At 35.3% G+C, this 17,166-nt stretch carries 13 protein-coding genes, 1 other RNA gene and 1 pseudogene; 10 read left to right on the forward strand and 5 right to left on the reverse strand.

What is annotated here, in order from left to right; all coding sequences use genetic code 11:
* Positions 1-101 precede the first annotated feature (101 nt).
* From EV197_RS11230 to EV197_RS11240, 3 genes are read left to right on the forward strand one after another with little or no spacing between them, the layout of a single operon-like run.
* The gene (locus EV197_RS11230) at positions 102-590 is read left to right on the forward strand and encodes a SixA phosphatase family protein (RefSeq protein WP_130286855.1); all 489 of its coding nucleotides are present in this window, start codon (positions 102-104) and stop codon (positions 588-590) included.
* Complete coding sequence (ppk1, locus tag EV197_RS11235) at positions 587-2,692, forward strand: polyphosphate kinase 1 (RefSeq protein WP_130286856.1); 2,106 nt, start codon at positions 587-589, stop codon at positions 2,690-2,692. Before EV197_RS11230 ends, ppk1 begins: the two co-directional genes overlap by 4 nt.
* A gap of 7 nt (positions 2,693-2,699) precedes the next feature.
* Positions 2,700-3,596, forward strand: a complete 897-nt coding sequence (locus EV197_RS11240) for a Ppx/GppA phosphatase family protein (protein WP_130286857.1) — start codon at positions 2,700-2,702, stop codon at positions 3,594-3,596.
* Positions 3,597-3,674: 78 nt separating this feature from the next.
* Here the strand turns inward: EV197_RS11240 and EV197_RS11245 are convergent, their stop codons facing one another.
* Both EV197_RS11245 and EV197_RS11250 read right to left on the reverse strand, forming a co-directional pair.
* On the reverse strand, positions 3,675-4,256 hold the full coding sequence (locus EV197_RS11245; protein WP_130286858.1) for a MiaE family protein: 582 nt from the start codon (positions 4,254-4,256) through the stop codon (positions 3,675-3,677).
* Between the two features lie 44 nt (positions 4,257-4,300).
* Positions 4,301-6,039, reverse strand: a pseudogene (locus EV197_RS11250) (DNA polymerase III subunit gamma/tau).
* A 157-nt stretch (positions 6,040-6,196) separates the two neighbouring features.
* Between EV197_RS11250 and EV197_RS11255 the strand changes: the two are divergent.
* From EV197_RS11255 to bshA, 3 genes are all read left to right on the forward strand, one after another.
* Positions 6,197-6,640: a hypothetical protein gene (locus EV197_RS11255; RefSeq protein WP_130286859.1), complete on the forward strand. Its 444-nt coding sequence runs from the start codon at positions 6,197-6,199 to the stop codon at positions 6,638-6,640.
* Between the two features lie 64 nt (positions 6,641-6,704).
* Positions 6,705-7,012: RNase P RNA component class A (gene rnpB, locus EV197_RS11260), an RNA gene on the forward strand.
* Positions 7,013-7,076: 64 nt separating this feature from the next.
* A complete protein-coding gene (gene bshA, locus EV197_RS11265) occupies positions 7,077-8,204 on the forward strand; it encodes an N-acetyl-alpha-D-glucosaminyl L-malate synthase BshA (protein WP_130286860.1) in 1,128 nt (375 codons plus the stop codon).
* Between the two features lie 59 nt (positions 8,205-8,263).
* Here the strand turns inward: bshA and EV197_RS11270 are convergent, their stop codons facing one another.
* Positions 8,264-8,749 (reverse strand): hypothetical protein, encoded by a 486-nt coding sequence (locus EV197_RS11270; RefSeq protein ID WP_130287108.1) that lies wholly within the window; start codon positions 8,747-8,749, stop codon positions 8,264-8,266.
* 84 nt (positions 8,750-8,833) lie between these two features.
* Positions 8,834-9,649, reverse strand: a complete 816-nt coding sequence (locus EV197_RS11275; RefSeq protein ID WP_130286861.1) for a DUF1338 domain-containing protein — start codon at positions 9,647-9,649, stop codon at positions 8,834-8,836.
* 165 nt (positions 9,650-9,814) lie between these two features.
* Between EV197_RS11275 and EV197_RS11280 the strand changes: the two genes are divergently transcribed.
* On the forward strand, positions 9,815-10,297 hold the full coding sequence (locus EV197_RS11280) for an Lrp/AsnC family transcriptional regulator (RefSeq protein ID WP_130286862.1): 483 nt from the start codon (positions 9,815-9,817) through the stop codon (positions 10,295-10,297).
* Positions 10,290-13,220: an FAD-binding and (Fe-S)-binding domain-containing protein gene (locus EV197_RS11285; RefSeq protein WP_130286863.1), complete on the forward strand. Its 2,931-nt coding sequence runs from the start codon at positions 10,290-10,292 to the stop codon at positions 13,218-13,220. Before EV197_RS11280 ends, EV197_RS11285 begins: the two co-directional genes overlap by 8 nt.
* 2 nt (positions 13,221-13,222) lie before the next feature.
* Here the strand turns inward: EV197_RS11285 and EV197_RS11290 are convergent, their stop codons facing one another.
* A complete protein-coding gene (locus tag EV197_RS11290; protein ID WP_130286864.1) occupies positions 13,223-14,059 on the reverse strand; it encodes a UDP-2,3-diacylglucosamine diphosphatase in 837 nt (278 codons plus the stop codon).
* 220 nt (positions 14,060-14,279) lie between these two features.
* Between EV197_RS11290 and aroC the strand changes: the two genes are divergently transcribed.
* A complete protein-coding gene (gene aroC, locus EV197_RS11295; RefSeq protein WP_130286865.1) occupies positions 14,280-15,344 on the forward strand; it encodes a chorismate synthase in 1,065 nt (354 codons plus the stop codon).
* A 137-nt stretch (positions 15,345-15,481) separates the two neighbouring features.
* Positions 15,482-16,792 carry a dicarboxylate/amino acid:cation symporter gene (locus EV197_RS11300; protein WP_130286866.1) on the forward strand — a complete coding sequence of 437 codons (1,311 nt, stop codon included), beginning with the start codon at positions 15,482-15,484 and terminating at the stop codon, positions 16,790-16,792.
* Positions 16,793-17,166: the final 374 nt, after the last annotated feature.

Below are 17,166 nucleotides of genomic sequence, written 5' to 3' on the forward strand. Positions count from 1 at the left end.
TTTTTATTATATTTTTAAGTTGAATAGTTATAGATTCTAAAACCTTATTAGTAAACTTGTAACAGATAGCCATAGCAAGGAATCGAAATACAATTCAAGGTATGAAAACGCTTTACTTAATACGTCACGCTAAATCATCTTGGGAGTATAACCTACCAGATGAAGAGCGACCGTTAAATGAGAGAGGAGAAAATGACGCTAAATTAATGGGTCAATTTCTTTCCGATATAGATAAACCAATAGATTTGGTGCGTAGTAGTCCAGCAAATCGAGCCTTAACTACAGCAAAAATTGTTACTGAATATTTAGGTATTTCTGAGGAGGATATTATAATTACAGAAGATTTATATGACTTTCAGGGTTACCAGGTATTAGATTGCATAAAGAATACAGATGATAAGGTCAACTATTTATTAATTTTTGGACATAACCATGCATTTACATCTTTATGTAATACACTGGGAGATAAACAAATTGACAATTTACCAACTGCTGGATTTGTAGAAATTCAGTTTGATGTAGACCATTGGAAAGATATTAAAGTAGGAAAAAACTTACTTTCAATATTTCCTAAAGCATTAAAAAAATGATTCAAAAGCACAACAACCAATACATAAACCGAGAATTAAGCTGGTTACAATTCAATGCAAGGGTATTACAAGAGGCGGCAGATGATTCAGTTCCTTTGCTAGAGCGTCTAAGATTTATAGGTATTTTTTCGAATAACTTGGATGAATTTTTTAAAGTTCGCTATGCTACTATTAAGCGAATAGATTTGGCAAAAACGGATAGTAGAGAGGTACTTAAAGGAGAAGTGGCTAGTGAATTATTAGAGAAAATAACCAAAATTGTTATTAAGCAACAGGCGCAAAGCTTAAAAACGATTGATATTATCAAAGAAAAGCTCAAGGAGCAAGATATATTTATTATTGATGAAAAAGAGGTAACTGAAGATCAGGATGCTTTTATTAGAAATTATTTTGTAACCAAGGTAAGTCCCGCATTGGTAACCTATATTTTGAATGACTTGGATAAATTTCCACATCTCAAAGATAGTGTTGCTTATTTGGCGGTAAAATTAACGCTAAAGGATAAAATACCTAAAGAAGGTCGCATCTCCAAGATGTTACAACAAAAAACGAAAGAGAAAATCTATGCACTTATTGAAATTCCAAAAACACTCGATCGCTTTGTTGTATTACCAGATAAGGATGGAAAGAAATATATCATTATCCTTGATGATTTGATTCGCTATTGTATGCGTATCAACTTTAGTATTTTTGATTACGAAAACGCTACATCTCATATGATTAAAATTACCAGAGATGCACAGTTGGATTTTGATAATGACTTAAGTAAAAGTTTTATCCAAAAAATATCTAGTAGTGTTAAATCCAGGAGAGACGGTGAGCCGGTGCGATTTGTCTATGATAAAGAACTGGATAAAGATACCTTAACCTTTTTAATGGATAAAATGGGAGTTGATAACTCGGATAGTATCATTCCCGGAGGTAGGTATCATAACCGTCGAGATTATATGAAATTTCCGGATTTAGGTAAAAAAGATCTAGTCTATCAGGTTAATCCACCTTTGGAGATTCCTGGCTTGAGTTTACAAGGCAATTTGTTGGCTAAAATTGCCAAAAAAGATTATTTACAGTATGCGCCTTACCATACGTTTTCTTATACCGTAAAATTTTTAAGAGAATGTGCTATTGATCCCAAGGTAAAAACTATTAAAATTACAATTTATCGATTAGCAACCATATCGCATATTGCATCTTCTTTGATAAACGCAGCTAAAAACGGAAAACAGGTTACGGTTCAGATTGAATTACAAGCGCGTTTTGATGAGGAAGCGAATATCAGATATGCCGAACAAATGCAACGCGAAGGGATTAATTTAATTTTTGGTGTTACCGGACTTAAAGTGCATTGTAAGGCCTGTCTAATTGAGCGCGAAGAGGATGGTGTATTGAAAAGATATGGTTTCATAAGTACAGGTAATTTCAACGAATCAACAGCCAGAATTTATACAGACTATACCTTGTTTACCACCAATGAAGCGATTCTGAAGGAAACAAATAAAGTATTTAAATTTTTTGAAATCAATTATAAAATTAATAGGTATAAACATCTTTTGGTTTCACCTCATTATACCAGGTCCTCATTAAAAAAGTTGATAAAAAGAGAAATTAAAAATAGCAATGAGGGAAAACCATCTGGGATTAAGCTCAAACTAAATAGCCTTAGTGATTATGAAATGATCGATATGTTATACGAGGCAAGTAGAGCAGGGGTTAAGATTGATTTAATCATTAGAGGTATTTGTTGTCTGGTACCTGGAATACCTGGTATGAGCGAAAACATCAGGGCAATAAGTGTGGTGGATAAGTTCTTGGAACACCCAAGATTATATGTGTTTCATAATGCAGGAGACCCTAAAATTTATATATCCTCCGCAGATTGGATGACTAGGAACTTAGACAGACGAGTTGAAATATCTTGCCCTATCTATGATGAAGATATTAAGAATGAACTCTTAGAAACTTTTGAAATTTGTTGGAATGATAACGTAAAAGCAAGAATACTTTCCAAAGATCAGGATAATAGGTATATTAGAAACGACAATACTAAGATAAGGTCACAAATCGCTACTTATGACTATTATCTTAATAAACTAGCAAACTAGAACGAATTTGTTAACTATAGAAAAATATGCAGCTATTGATATTGGGTCTAATGCGATTAGACTATTAATCAATAGCGTACACGAGCATCAAGACAAACCTCCTCGGTTTAAGAAAACAAGTTTGGTAAGGGTTCCTATTCGGTTAGGGGCTGATGTTTTTGTAACTAAAAAAGTATCGGATGAAAATATAGCAAGACTAATCGATACTATGCAGGCCTATCAATTACTAATGAAAACACATAAAATCACCAGATATAAGGCCTGTGCTACATCAGCGATGCGAGAAGCAACCAATGGAGCAGAAGTGGTACAGCTGATTAAAGAAAAAACAGGTATTGAGATTGATATCATTGATGGTAAAAATGAAGCTGCCATTATCGCACTAACTGATCTACATGAACTGATCAATTCGGATACTACCTATTTATATGTAGATGTTGGAGGAGGGAGCACAGAATTTACCCTTTATGATCACGGCAAAACGATTGCTTCAAAATCTTTTAAGCTTGGAACAGTAAGATTATTGAATGAATTAGTGGGTGATGAAACCTGGAAAGAAGTCGAAACTTGGATAAAGAGTCAAACCGCTACTTATGATGATATTTCTTTAATTGGTTCTGGAGGGAATATCAATAATATTTTTAAAACCAGCGGTAAGAAAATAGGAAAACCATTGACGTATCTTTACTTAAGCTCCTATTTTAAATTGTTAAATTCTTATACTTACGAAGAACGCATTTGGGAGCTAAACTTAAATCAAGATCGAGCGGATGTAATCATCCCAGCTACAAAAATTTATCTTTCTGCCATGAAGTGGAGTGGGGCCAGTAAGATCTTCGTTCCAAAAATTGGGTTAGCAGATGGAATAATTAAATCGCTTTATAACAATAAATTTAAAGGCTAAATAGCCATTGAATCAACCTTAGCAGTAGCTATTTCCGAAATATAAATTATTTAAAGGTTTCTAAAAGAACAGCAAAATTTATCCGTGGATCGTTTCTTTTTTACTCAGGTTTTTCATGATTTCCGCCTCAAAGTGTAGTAAATCTTGCCATTTTTGGTCAACTTGAGTTCGGTCTCCATATTGACGCGCAAAACCAAGAAACATGGTATAGTGGTTTGCTTCACTTACCATTAGGCTTCTGTAAAATTCAGCCAATTCTTTATCCGTTAGCTCTTCTGATAACAATCGGAAACGTTCACAACTTCTAGCTTCGATTAAAGCAGCATACAATAAACGATTAACTAATTGATCCGTTCTACTACCTCCTTTGGGAAAAAATCGCAATAATTGATTTACATATTCGTCTTTTCGTTCTCGACCTAATATCCATCCTCTTTCAATAATTTTATCATGCACCATCTTAAAATGGCTAATTTCTTCCTTCACCAATTTAACCATTTCCTGGACAAGATCGGTATATTCTGGAAAGCTAACAATTAATGAAATTGCTGTGGAGGCTGCCTTTTGTTCACAAAAAGCGTGATCTGTAAGGATCTCTTCAATATTTTTTTCAACGATATTAATCCATCTAGGGTCTGTAGGTAATTTTAAACCAAGCATTATAGTTAATTTTTTGCAAAGATAATAAATACATTAACTATACTCTACAGGTCAAGGTCAAAGGTGCTTCTTAATTTATCAATCAGTGGATTTTTTTCTTTTAGCTTTTCATACTTATCTTGCGGCGTAAAGGCATACTTTTTTGAAGCTTCTTCATTCACCTCAATTTCTAGTTCGATGCTATAATTATTGAGCTTTTTATAGAGGTATTGAAAAAAACTAGGTAAGGCATTTTCTAAGTCTACTTTCATAGACTGGTTAGGTAAGGTAACCACAATTTTTTGATCTCTGAGCTCCGGAATATTCATAGCAAACATTGACCCTAGAATGCGCTCTCCCTTTTTATCCTGTTTTTTTCCGTAAGCTACCCATGCAGCTTGCATTTCAGACTCTGTAAATTCTTCAGTAGGTAAGCTTTTTGGATCAACTACATTATTGGTCTTACTCTTTTCAAACTCTTTTTTCTTTTTTATACTTTTTAAAGATAGTCCTGAAGCTTTTCGTTTCTTGATATCAACTACTGGCGTGGTTGGCATCGTTGAAGCTATAGGGTCCGATGTATTTTCTATCTCATCCGGTTTACTAGGAGGACTTGTTTGACGTTCTACTGATTGGCTTTCTTCACTTTTATTCGGAAGCGTAACTTTTACGGGTGTGATTCCTTTATTCTTAAAGTAAGAGGGTGGAATTATGTAGGGTTGGTCATTTTTTTTTTTTCTCCTTCCGGTGTGGTAAGGATTGAAGCCAATTGCATCAAGCAAAGTTCTACGAGCAGTCGTTGGTTTTTACTCGATTTGTATTTTAGATCGCAATCATTAGCAAGCTCAATGCCTTTGATTAAAAAAGATCTTGAAGTTTTGGTAGCTTGCTCAGCATATTTTTGTTTGGTCTGATCTCCAACTTCTAATAATTGTATAGTAGCAGGATCCTTACAGACCAGTAAATCCCTAAAGTGAGAAGCTAGACCGGATATAAAATGATGACCATCAAAACCTTGAGCTAAAATTGAATTGAACGCTAGGAGTAACTCAGGGATATTTCCATCTACTATTAAATCCGTTACACTAAAATACGTTTCATAATCCAGTACATTTAGATTTTCAGTAACGGCCTGGCGTGTTAAGGTGTCTCCACTATAACTCACCACCCGATCAAAGATTGAAAGTGCGTCGCGCATAGCACCATCAGCCTTTTGTGCAATAATCTGTAGTGCATCTTCTTCTGCGTCAATACCTTCTTGTTTAGCCACATCCATCAAATGATTTTTGGCATCGGTGACGGTGATTCTTTTAAAATCAAATATTTGACATCTAGATAAGATGGTTGGTATTATTTTATGCTTTTCCGTCGTGGCCAGTATAAAAATAGCGTGCTTTGGTGGTTCCTCTAAAGTCTTTAAAAAGGCATTAAAGGCGGCTTGAGATAGCATATGCACCTCATCAATAATATATACCTTGTATTTACCAACTTGCGGAGGAATACGAACCTGATCAATTAAGCTACGGATATCATCAACGGAATTGTTTGAAGCTGCATCTAACTCAAAAATATTGAAAGCAAAATCCTCGTCAGGGTTTTCGTGCCCTTCTTGATTTATAGTTTTTGCTAAAATCCTGGCACAAGAAGTTTTTCCTACCCCTCGAGGTCCAGTAAAAAGTAAAGCTTGTGCAAGATGGTTGTGTTCTATAGCATTTAGCAATGTATTGGTAATAGCCTGCTGCCCCACAACATCTTTAAATGTTTGAGGTCTGTATTTACGGGCTGATACAATAAAATGCTCCATCGATACAAATTTATAAATTGAAGACTAAAAATTAATTTTGAAGGGGTTATTTTATAGAGTAGTTATTAACAAAGGTCGTAGCGCATAAAATAAAACATAACATAGGTATACATTTTAATTCTATATTTGCGCTTTTTTACACTAAATAGTCAGTTTTATGAAAACAAATATTGCATTCATAGTATTGGGGATAACATTATTAGTAGCTACTTCAACAAGCGCACAAGAGGAAATAGCGATAAACGTTAAAGATTCTATCGTTAACTTAGAAACGTTAATAGAAAAGCATAAAGATTCGCTACAAATGTTAATCATTTCAAGTGCAAGAGCAATGACCTTATCACCAGAGGTTAAAACAGCCAAAGAAACTAAGGTAGTGAAGGAAGAAGAGTTAAAAAAACTAGAAAAAAAATTAAAACGTAAAAAAATCAGTCAATCTGATTTTGACAAAGAAAAAGGTGAAATTGAAAAGGTTTTAGTCAAATGTGATAGTATTGAGCAGTATTTTATGGCTATGCATCGTAACTCGCATAACCTCGTTAGGACTAAAATAGATAGCTTGGAACAACGCAAAGCCTATTTTAAATCTTTAAATAAATAATGTAGCATAATTAAGGCTTCAATATTTTTGTAGTTAGTATTATTAAAGTATCTTTTTAACATAAGATGCAGGTCACCTTATCGCTGTTTCAGTAATGAAAGAGAGGAAAGTCCGGACACCGTAGTGCAGTATAGCGGGTAACACCCGTCCGTCGAAAGGCGAGGACAAGTGCAACAGAAAGAATGTACAGGTAATGCTGTAGTGAAATCAGGTAAACTCTATGCGGTGCAACGCCATGTAAACCAGCTTTTGAGGGTTGCACGCCCAATGCTGGAGGGTAGGCGGTTCGATCTTGTTAGTAATGACAAGGCTAGATAAATGATAAGGGCTTCTACATAGAAGACAGAATCCGGCTTATGACCTGCTTCTTTTTACTATACTTTTAACAAATCTATTCTGCTTTTTCCAGTACATTGCGAGCAAAAGAACTTCTTTAATGAATATTGCCATTGTTTGTTACCCTACTTTTGGAGGTAGTGGAGTTGTTGCTACGGAATTAGGTATTGCACTTGCTAAGTTAAATCATCAGGTCCATTTTATAACCTATAAACAGCCAGTAAGATTGGATTTATTGAGTCCAAATATTCATTTTCACGAAGTTACGGTTCCAGAATATCCACTTTTTCATTATCAACCCTATGAACTTGCCTTATCTAGTAAGTTAGTGGATTCGGTTAAGAAATATAAGATTGATGTTTTACACGTGCACTATGCAATACCACACGCGTATGCGGGATATATGGCGAAGAAAATGTTAGCGGAAGAAGGAGTATCCATTCCTATGGTTACCACCCTGCACGGTACAGATATTACGTTAGTTGGTAATCATCCTTTTTACAAGCCCGCAGTAACCTTTAGTATTAATAAAAGTGATATAGTCACTTCGGTATCACAGAGTTTAAAAGATGATACGCTGCGTCTTTTTGATATTAAAAAAGAAATCGAAGTAATACCTAACTTTATTGATGTGTCCCTGGTGAAAAATGATATCTCCGAATGTCAAAGAGGTTTAATGGCAACGGATGAAGAACGAATTATTACACATATTAGTAATTTTAGACCGGTAAAGCGCATAATGGATGTCATTAATATCTTTTATAATATTCAAAAAACATTACCTGCAAAATTATTAATGGTGGGTGATGGTCCAGAACGTCTAAAAGCAGAGCAGAGATCAAAAGAATTGGGCTTAAAAGAAAAAGTCATCTTTTTTGGTAATAGTAATGAGGTGGAAAAGATCTTATGTTTTTCAGATTTATTCTTACTACCCTCGGAGAGTGAAAGCTTTGGTTTAGCAGCTTTGGAGGCTATGATTAATAAAGTTCCTGTGATATCCAGTAATACTGGTGGGATACCAGAAGTCAATGTGCCGGGTATATCCGGTTACCTAAGCGATGTGGGTAATATTGCAGAAATGTCGGCTAATGCGATAAAGATTTTAAAGGATGATGATACCTTAGAAAACTTTAAGATGGGAGCTTTTCAACAAGCTTCTAAATTTGATATAAATAAAATTGTTCCTAAGTACATCAAACTTTATGAAAAAGCAATGATACCTACTTAGGAACAATATATTTTAAGATTTCGTTCTATAAAGAACTATGCTGTAGCTTCAGTAATGGATTAAAACTGATATCGAATCCCTAATCCTATATCAAAATCTAAGTCATCATTATAGTCTCCAAAACCAATTTCAGGTCTTAAATCTAGGGATATTAATAAAGGAATATCAAAATTGTACTCAATACCAATATCTCCGGCCAGGAATATAAAACTATCACTGCCATCATCTCCTGGGAAATCATCATCGAAATCAATAATACCAAATCCACCTCCAGGACCTACATACCAATTAAATCCTTTATCTAGGTTAAATACCCACTGGTAAATTCCTGCGACTTTAATTGCATTTCCTCCATCAAAATCTCTCCATCCTAGATCGAACTCCAATCGGTTATTTTCACCGATTCCAAGTTGATAAGAAATTTCTGCTCCAAAACCGTCGTTGTCTCCTAAACGAACCCCTAAAGCGTGTTTCGAAATACTTTGTGCTTGTATTGAGCCCACGGTGGCCAACACAAAACCAGCAATAAATAGTATGCGTTTCATCATTGTGTTAAGTTTATAATTATATCGAAGATAACGTCATAATCGAATTGATATGAGATCTACAAACTTAAAATTTTGTTAATATTATTTAGGGGATTGTAGTTTCATATCCGTGCTTTCAAAGATTTTGTCAGCAGAATTAGCAATAAATCCTGTAAATAACTCTCCATCAGCTTTTGGGTAACGATATGCGAATTCATAATAGCAAGAAGTGATCTCTTTTGTCCCTTCCTTAAAACTAGTAGGAACGACGTCAGCTAAAATACTGGATTGTTCTAATAATTGATCAGGTGTACCTTTAATTTCTCCACCAGAAGCATTCATTTTAAAACCATTAGTTTTTAAAAATTCATTTACCTGTTCCAGGCTATCAAATGTTGCTAGTTTATTAACATCTACGGTGAAGTGATTGGCACAGAATCCATTGACGTACATCCAGGCTGCGTATTCAGATTCTGCTTGTAACTCTTGATAAATTTCAAAGGAAGGAGTGTCCCATAAACATCCTTTGACAATTAAATCTTCTTGCTCAAATGCAGTATTTGGTAGGCTATCCAAAATTGCTTTTACCCTTTCCTGTAACTTCAAAGAAAACTCTTCAACTAATAATTGGCTTATAAAAATCTTAGGTGCAGTAGGATCGTTTTTGAGTTCAAAATGTTTAGCATACAATTTTTTTGCTTCAAATGTATACTCACCTATAGGTTCATAGCCCATAGCAATGAATGGTTTGGCTAACACTTCAATAGCCACTCGTGGATCATTGAAAGTTCGTATCGCAATATGATCATTGAATACAGTATTTCCTTCACGCTCAAAAAGATCCTTTACCTTCTGGGCAGAAGGGGTCTTTTTTGAATACTGATTCCATAATTTTTCAAAAACTTCATTTGTTTTCATTAGAATAAAAATGTTTTTATTTAAGACAAAATTATTAATTTTGACATTATATTTTAAATATAAAAATCATTTTTACACTATATAGTTTATTTTTTAATCATTTTTTAAAATTTCAATTTTTGAAATATAAAAAAATGACATCAAAAGCTATTCAAATTCAAGGTAATGAACCATTTTGATTATATAGACCAACAAATATTACTTCAGATACGAGAAGATGCCCGAAAACCTTTTTCGCAGATCGCTGAAGATCTAAAAATTTCAAATTCTTTAGTGCATCAACGTATCAAAAAACTTAAAAAGAAAGGGGTAATTGATAATGCAGAGTTTGTAGTTAATGAACGCAAGATTGGGTACAGAACAAAATCATATGTAGGGATCCGATTGCGAGAAGCACGCTATGCTGAAGAAGTAGTGGAAGGCCTAAAAAAGATTCCAGAGATTTTAGAGTGTAATTACGTATCCGGAAACTATGCGTTATTTATATTAATATTTGCGGTGGATAATCACCATCTTAGAGAAATCCTCTATGAGCAAGTACACCGCATTGATGGTGTTGCAGGAACAGATAGTTTCATTTGTTTTGACACCAACTTTAGAAGACCCGTTGCTCTAGACTCATTAGCCAAACAAGATTTTTATGAATAGTAATGATGCATTACTCAATTTAGCAAATCAATTAGAAGGAGAATTAAAATTTGATAAGCTCACTAAAGCCTTATACGCTACGGATGCCTCTGTGTATCGTCGAATTCCTTTGGCGGTCTGTTACCCAAAATCTAAAGCAGATATAAAACAATTGATTCAATTTGCGAATGATCATAAAATTGGCCTTATTCCTAGAACTGCGGGTACTTCATTGGCTGGTCAATGTGTAGGAGATGGAATTGTGGTTGATGTTTCCAGACATTTTACACAAATCATCGATTTAGATAGTAAGGAAAAAACTGTAACGGTAGAGCCTGGAGTCATTCGCGATGACCTGAATAGGTATTTAAAGCCGTATGGATTATTTTTTGGACCTAATACATCTACCTCTAATCGTTGTATGATAGGAGGGATGATTGGTAATAATAGTAGCGGAACTACTTCCATAAAATATGGGGTCACCAGAGATAAAGTCATAGCTATGGAAACGTTATTATCTGACGGATCTGAGGTAATTTTTGAATCCATCACAGCGCCAGAGTTTGCTGCAAAGACAAAGTTGAAATCTTTAGAAGGTAGTATTTATAAAACGGTGTATAATGAGCTTCAGTCAAAGGAGGTCCAACAACGTATAATCGATAGCTTTCCTAAAGCAGAAATTCACCGTAGAAATACAGGATATGCTATTGATCAATTACTAGATTCTGAAGTTTTTGGAACGAATAATAAAAAGATAAACCTATGTGATTTACTTTCGGGTAGTGAAGGTACACTTGCTTTTACTACAAAAATTAAATTACAGTTAGATCCATTGCCGCCTGCAGAAACCTTAATGGTTGCTGCGCACTTTGATAGTATTGAAGCTTGTATGAAGGCTGTGGCACCCATAATGCAGCATTCGCTTTATACTTGTGAAATGATGGATAAAACTATATTGGACTGTACGCTGGATAATATTGAACAGCAAAAGAATAGATTTTTTATTTTGGGTGATCCAAAAGCAATACTAATGTTAGAGCTTAGATCTGATGATCCGCAGGATTTAGCGCAACAGCATAAAGCAATTCTTAAAACGCTTCAAGAACAAACCGATAGTTATGCAAACCCTGATCTTCGTGGGAAGGAAATTGACCAGGCCTTGGAATTGCGAAAAGCGGGATTAGGTTTATTAGGAAACATTGTTGGTGATAAAAAAGCAGTTGCCTGTATTGAGGACACTGCTGTAGCTATTGAAGATTTGGCAGGTTACATTGATGATTTCACCAAATTGATGGAGCAACATCAACAGCAATCTGTGTATTATGCACACGCTGGGGCGGGAGAATTACATTTGCGCCCTATTTTAAACCTAAAGAAAAAAGAAGATGTAGCGCTATTCAAACAAATTACTGATGACGTCGCTGTTTTGGTTAAAAAGTACCAAGGGTCCATGAGTGGTGAGCACGGAGATGGTATTGTGAGAGCTCCCTACATTCCATATATGATCGGTGAAGAGAACTACCAAATCGTTAAGAGTATAAAGTCTGCTTTTGATCCTAATACTATTTTTAATCCAGGAAAGATTGTAGATGCCTATCCTATGGATCAAAAATTAAGGTATGAGATAGATAGAGAGGAACCACAAATTGAAACTTTATTAGATTTCTCTGACTCCTTGGGTATACTAAGAGCCGCAGAAAAATGTAATGGGAGTGGGGATTGTAGAAAATCTGTCGATGCTGGGGGAACAATGTGTCCTAGTTATAGAGCTACTAAAGATGAAAAAGACACCACCAGAGGTAGAGCAAATACATTACGAGAGTTTTTAACCAATAGTACCCAACCTAATAAATTTAATCATAAAGAATTAAAGGAAGTCTTCGATTTATGTCTAAGCTGCAAAGGCTGTAGTAGTGAATGTCCTTCTAATGTTGATGTAGGGTCACTAAAAGCAGAATTTGAATATCAATATCAAAAAGCTAACGGAGCTTCTTTAAGAACCAAATTGTTTGCCTACAATACTAAATTCAATGCGATTGGTAGCAAGTTACCTTCTTTAACCAATTTCTTTTTTACTAATAAAATTACTTCTGGTATACTAAAATCAACCTTAGGTATTGCTTCATCACGTAGTCTTCCTACAGTTTCTAAGCAATCTTTAAGAAGTTGGATCAAAAAGAATTTAAGTGTTATACAACCAGTATCTCCTAAACAGGAGGTGTATTTGTTTATAGATGAGTTCACAAATTATCTGGACGCCAATATTGGTATCGATGCCATTCAACTGTTAGCAAAATTAGGGTATAAGGTTTCTGTTGTGGAGCATAAAGAAAGTGGAAGAACTTTCATTTCCAAAGGTTTATTAGATCAGGCAAAGAGTATTGCTAATGATAACATTGAGGTGTTAACTAAAGTAGTTTCAGAAGACACACCACTTATAGGAATAGAACCTTCGGCCATACTGACACTACGCGATGAGTATAAACGATTGGCTGATGATAAGGATAAGGCTACGGATCTTGCTAAAAACACTTTTCTTATCGACGAATTCTTGGATACGGAACTAAAGAAAGGAAACATTAGTACAGCTCAATTTTCTAAAGAAGCAAAATCCATAAAACTTCATGGGCACTGTCACCAAAAAGCATTGTCATCAATTAAGCATACGTTTGATCTATTGAATTTACCTGAAAATTTTAAAGTTACTATAATACCCTCAGGATGTTGTGGTATGGCAGGATCATTTGGATATGAAAAAGAGCATTATGATATCAGTATGCAAATTGGAGAACAAACCTTATTCCCGGCAGTACGAAAAGCAGAGAAAGAAGTGTTGATAGCAGCTCCAGGTACCAGTTGTAGACATCAAATCGTTGATGGTACCAAGCGACAGGCCGAGCACCCGATTAGTATTTTAAATAGGTATTGTATCGATAGAGCGTAAAGCTATTTAGTAAAGGCTGAAGTTATGATTTCTGCTAATGGAATAGGAACTAAGTCATCAGTTTCCTCTTGAAGTTGTGGTACATCATGGTTTACTAATAGATCCTCATAACGGACTAAAGTCCACTCTTTTTGGTGATACTCTAGCGCGGTAAGGTTTTCTATCCAGTCGCCAGAATTAAGGTACAAACAAGATCCATTTTTGTTAGTCACCATTCTTTTTTGAGGCTGATGGATATGACCGCAGATTACGTATTCATAATGATTATCAATAGCTAATTCTGAGGCAACATCTTCAAAATTATTGATATAAGAAACTGCTTTTTTTACACTATTCTTGATTTTCTTGGATAGTGAATACTTTTCTTTACCACATCGAACTAGGCACCAATTTATGGCCTGATTGACTAAGATAAGCAGATCATACCCCCAGCCGCCTAGCTTAGCTAACCATTTGGCGTTTTGGATGGAGGCATCAAATACATCTCCGTGAAAAAACCATGCTTTTTTACCATCGAGTTCTAGCACCAATTTATCCAGTATGTGAAAATCTCCAATTTTGGTATCGCTGAATTTTCTAAGCATTTCGTCGTGATTACCTGTAATGTAAAAAACTTCCGTTTCCTTAGAAGCAAGGGATATTATTTTTTTAATAACCTTTAAATGTGACTTAGGGAAATAGCGTTTTCTAAATTGCCAAATATCAATAATATCACCGTTGAGAATAAGTTGTTTAGGCTTGATACTATTAAGATAGTGCAACAATGCCTTTGCTTGACAGCCGTAGGTTCCTAAATGAACATCAGAGATTACGACTACATCAACATTTCTTTTTTTCATATGTCAAAGTTAGATCAACTTTTGAGACATTACGGTTATGTATTGATTATGTATACTTTAAGGATATATTATATCTAATTATATCACATTAAGAAGAAGTTAATTAGCTATCGTTTAGTAACGCTTCTCGGTTGTAAAATATCAGGATCATCCTTTTAAAATGTAATAAGCCTTATGATTTTAAATATTAAAATTTACATTTGTTATAAATTCTACTTAGATGGCTGGAAATACATTTGGAACGCTTTTTAAACTCACTACTTTTGGAGAATCACACGGACCTGCAATAGGCGGTATTATTGATGGTTGCCCATCGGGTGTAACCATAGATATGGAGTTCGTTCAGGCTGAATTAGATAGAAGAAAGCCAGGGCAGTCAGCAATTGTCACACAACGTAAGGAACCCGATACAGTTGAATTTTATTCTGGGATTTTTGAAGGCGTTACTACTGGTACACCTATCGGTTTTGTAATTAAAAATGCAAATCAAAAATCCAAAGATTACGCTCATATTAAGGACTCTTATAGACCATCACACGCGGATTATACCTACGATCAAAAGTATGGAGTTAGAGATTACAGAGGAGGAGGCCGGTCATCTGCGCGCGAAACCGCAAGTAGAGTGGTCGCAGGGGCTATCGCAAAACAAGTACTTCAAGAAGTAAATATAAATGCCTATGTAAGTGCTGTTGGTCCGCTTAAGTTGCATAAACCCTATTCGGAATTAGATTTAGCCCAAACCGAAAAAAATATCGTGCGTTGTCCAGACCCCGAGGTAGCAGAACAAATGGAGCGCTACATTAAAGAAATACGAAAACAAGGGGATACCGTTGGAGGTATTGTAAGTTGTGTCATACAAGGAGCTCCCGTAGGATTAGGTGAACCGGTTTTTGATAAATTACATGCGGAATTGGGTAAAGCCATGCTTTCAATTAATGCGGTTAAAGGATTTGAATATGGAAGTGGTTTTGAAGGCGCTTCATTAAAAGGTAGTCAGCATAACGATTTGTTCAATACCGATGGCAGTACACAAACCAATCTTTCTGGTGGTATTCAAGGAGGCATCTCTAATGGTATGGATATTTATTTCAATGTAGCATTTAAACCCGTAGCAACCATTATGCAGGACCAAGAAACTATAGATAATAAGTGCGAAAAAGTAGTGATGCAAGGTAAAGGTAGACACGATCCTTGTGTAGTGCCAAGGGCAGTACCTATTGTGGAGGCAATGGCGGCCTTAGTGCTTTTAGATTTCTACTTACTAAACAAAACCATAAAATCTTAAAACTTTAGGTTTTAATCGAATCGATCAAAAATTCTTAGGAATCTTTATGCTGCTTTGATGATTGATTTACGAGGTCTTTAAGGTTTACAAATATAATTCATATCTTCGACGCTGTTTGGAAAAAAAAGAAAGCTTAGATGAAAAAACTTGCATTACACTGGCAAATTTTAATAGGAATGGTAGCAGGGGTTGTATTTGCCCTTATACTTTCGCGATTTGAATGGGGATCTGATATCATTAGTGATTGGGTAAAACCATTTGGTACCATTTTTATCAATGCGTTAAAACTTATTGCTGTACCCCTGATCTTGGCCTCTTTGATTAAAGGAGTTTCGGATCTAAAGGATATCTCTAAATTATCCAAAATGGGGGGTAGGACAATTGCTACCTATATCGTAACTACAGTGATTGCGGTTACTATAGGTTTATTGGTAGTAAATATTGTAAAACCTGGGAGTACGATTACCGAAGAAACCCGTAATGAATTAGTTGAAAACTATAAAGGAGATGCCGACAGCAAAATTGCAGATGCCCAGAAACAAAAAGATGCGGGACCATTACAAGCGTTGGTTGATCTAGTGCCTGAAAATATATTCAACGCTGCCGGAGATAATAGAAATATGCTTCAGGTTATCTTTTTTGCGATATTCTTTGGTATCGGCTTAATTCTTATACCCGAAAAAACTGCACAACCGGTTAAAGATTTCTTCGATGGCTTCAATGAGGTTATTCTAAAACTGATTGACTTAATTATGCTCACGGCACCATATGGTGTATTTGCGTTATTGGCTGCGTTAGTGGTTGAATCTCCAAGTGCAGATTTATTCGCTGCTTTAGCTATGTATGCGGTATGTGTAATAGTCGGTCTTGCATTGATGATTTGTATCTATACATTATTTGTTTGGATATTTACCAAAAAAACACCTTCGTTTTTTATTAATGGTATCTCTCCTGCGCAGTTATTAGCATTTTCCACCAGCTCTAGTGCCGCTACCTTACCGGTAACTATGGAAAGAGTAGAAGAACATTTAGGCGTTGAGAAGGAGGTATCTAGTTTTGTTTTGCCTATTGGTGCTACTATAAATATGGATGGCACGAGTTTGTATCAAGCAGTAGCTGCGGTATTTATTGCTCAAGCTTTTGGTATGGATCTTTCATTAGGAGCACAGCTAGGAATTATTGTTACGGCTACCTTAGCTTCAATCGGTTCTGCTGCAGTTCCTGGAGCAGGGATGGTAATGTTGGTTATCGTGTTAGGTCAGGCAGGTATTCCTGAAGCCGGATTAGCCTTAATTTTTGCCGTTGATAGACCATTAGATATGTGCAGAACTACAGTGAACGTTACAGGGGATGCAGCGGTATCTATGATGGTAGCTAAAAGCGTCGACAAACTCGGTGACCCCCATGTGAAGGACTGGGATGATAACTACAAAAAGCAAGCTAGTTAATTATAATTCGTTTTTATGAAATTTTTAGCCCTTTAGATTTTAAAGTAGTAACATAACTCAAATTCATTGCATATTAAAGCTGTGAACTTGGGCTGGTCGATACGTTTACAGAATCATTTCTTTATAGAAAAATTCCAGGACTTAGGTGGATTACATTAGGTTAAATCAAATTAACGCAATCAATAGTCGCTTTAAGCATATTTGTTTGCCTACTCTATGTATTAGTTTTTTTTGATTGTATCTACTAGTTGGTTTGATTCTTATCTAAAAAAAGGGGGAAAACCCCTATTGAATCCTAGTGAACATCCCCTTATTTTAGCGATGTCAATAATTTACTTTTGACGTATCACATCCAAATTAAATAACTCACTATT

It is taken from the genome of Aquimarina brevivitae, assembly GCF_004216895.1.
Classification (GTDB): domain Bacteria; phylum Bacteroidota; class Bacteroidia; order Flavobacteriales; family Flavobacteriaceae; genus Aquimarina; species Aquimarina brevivitae.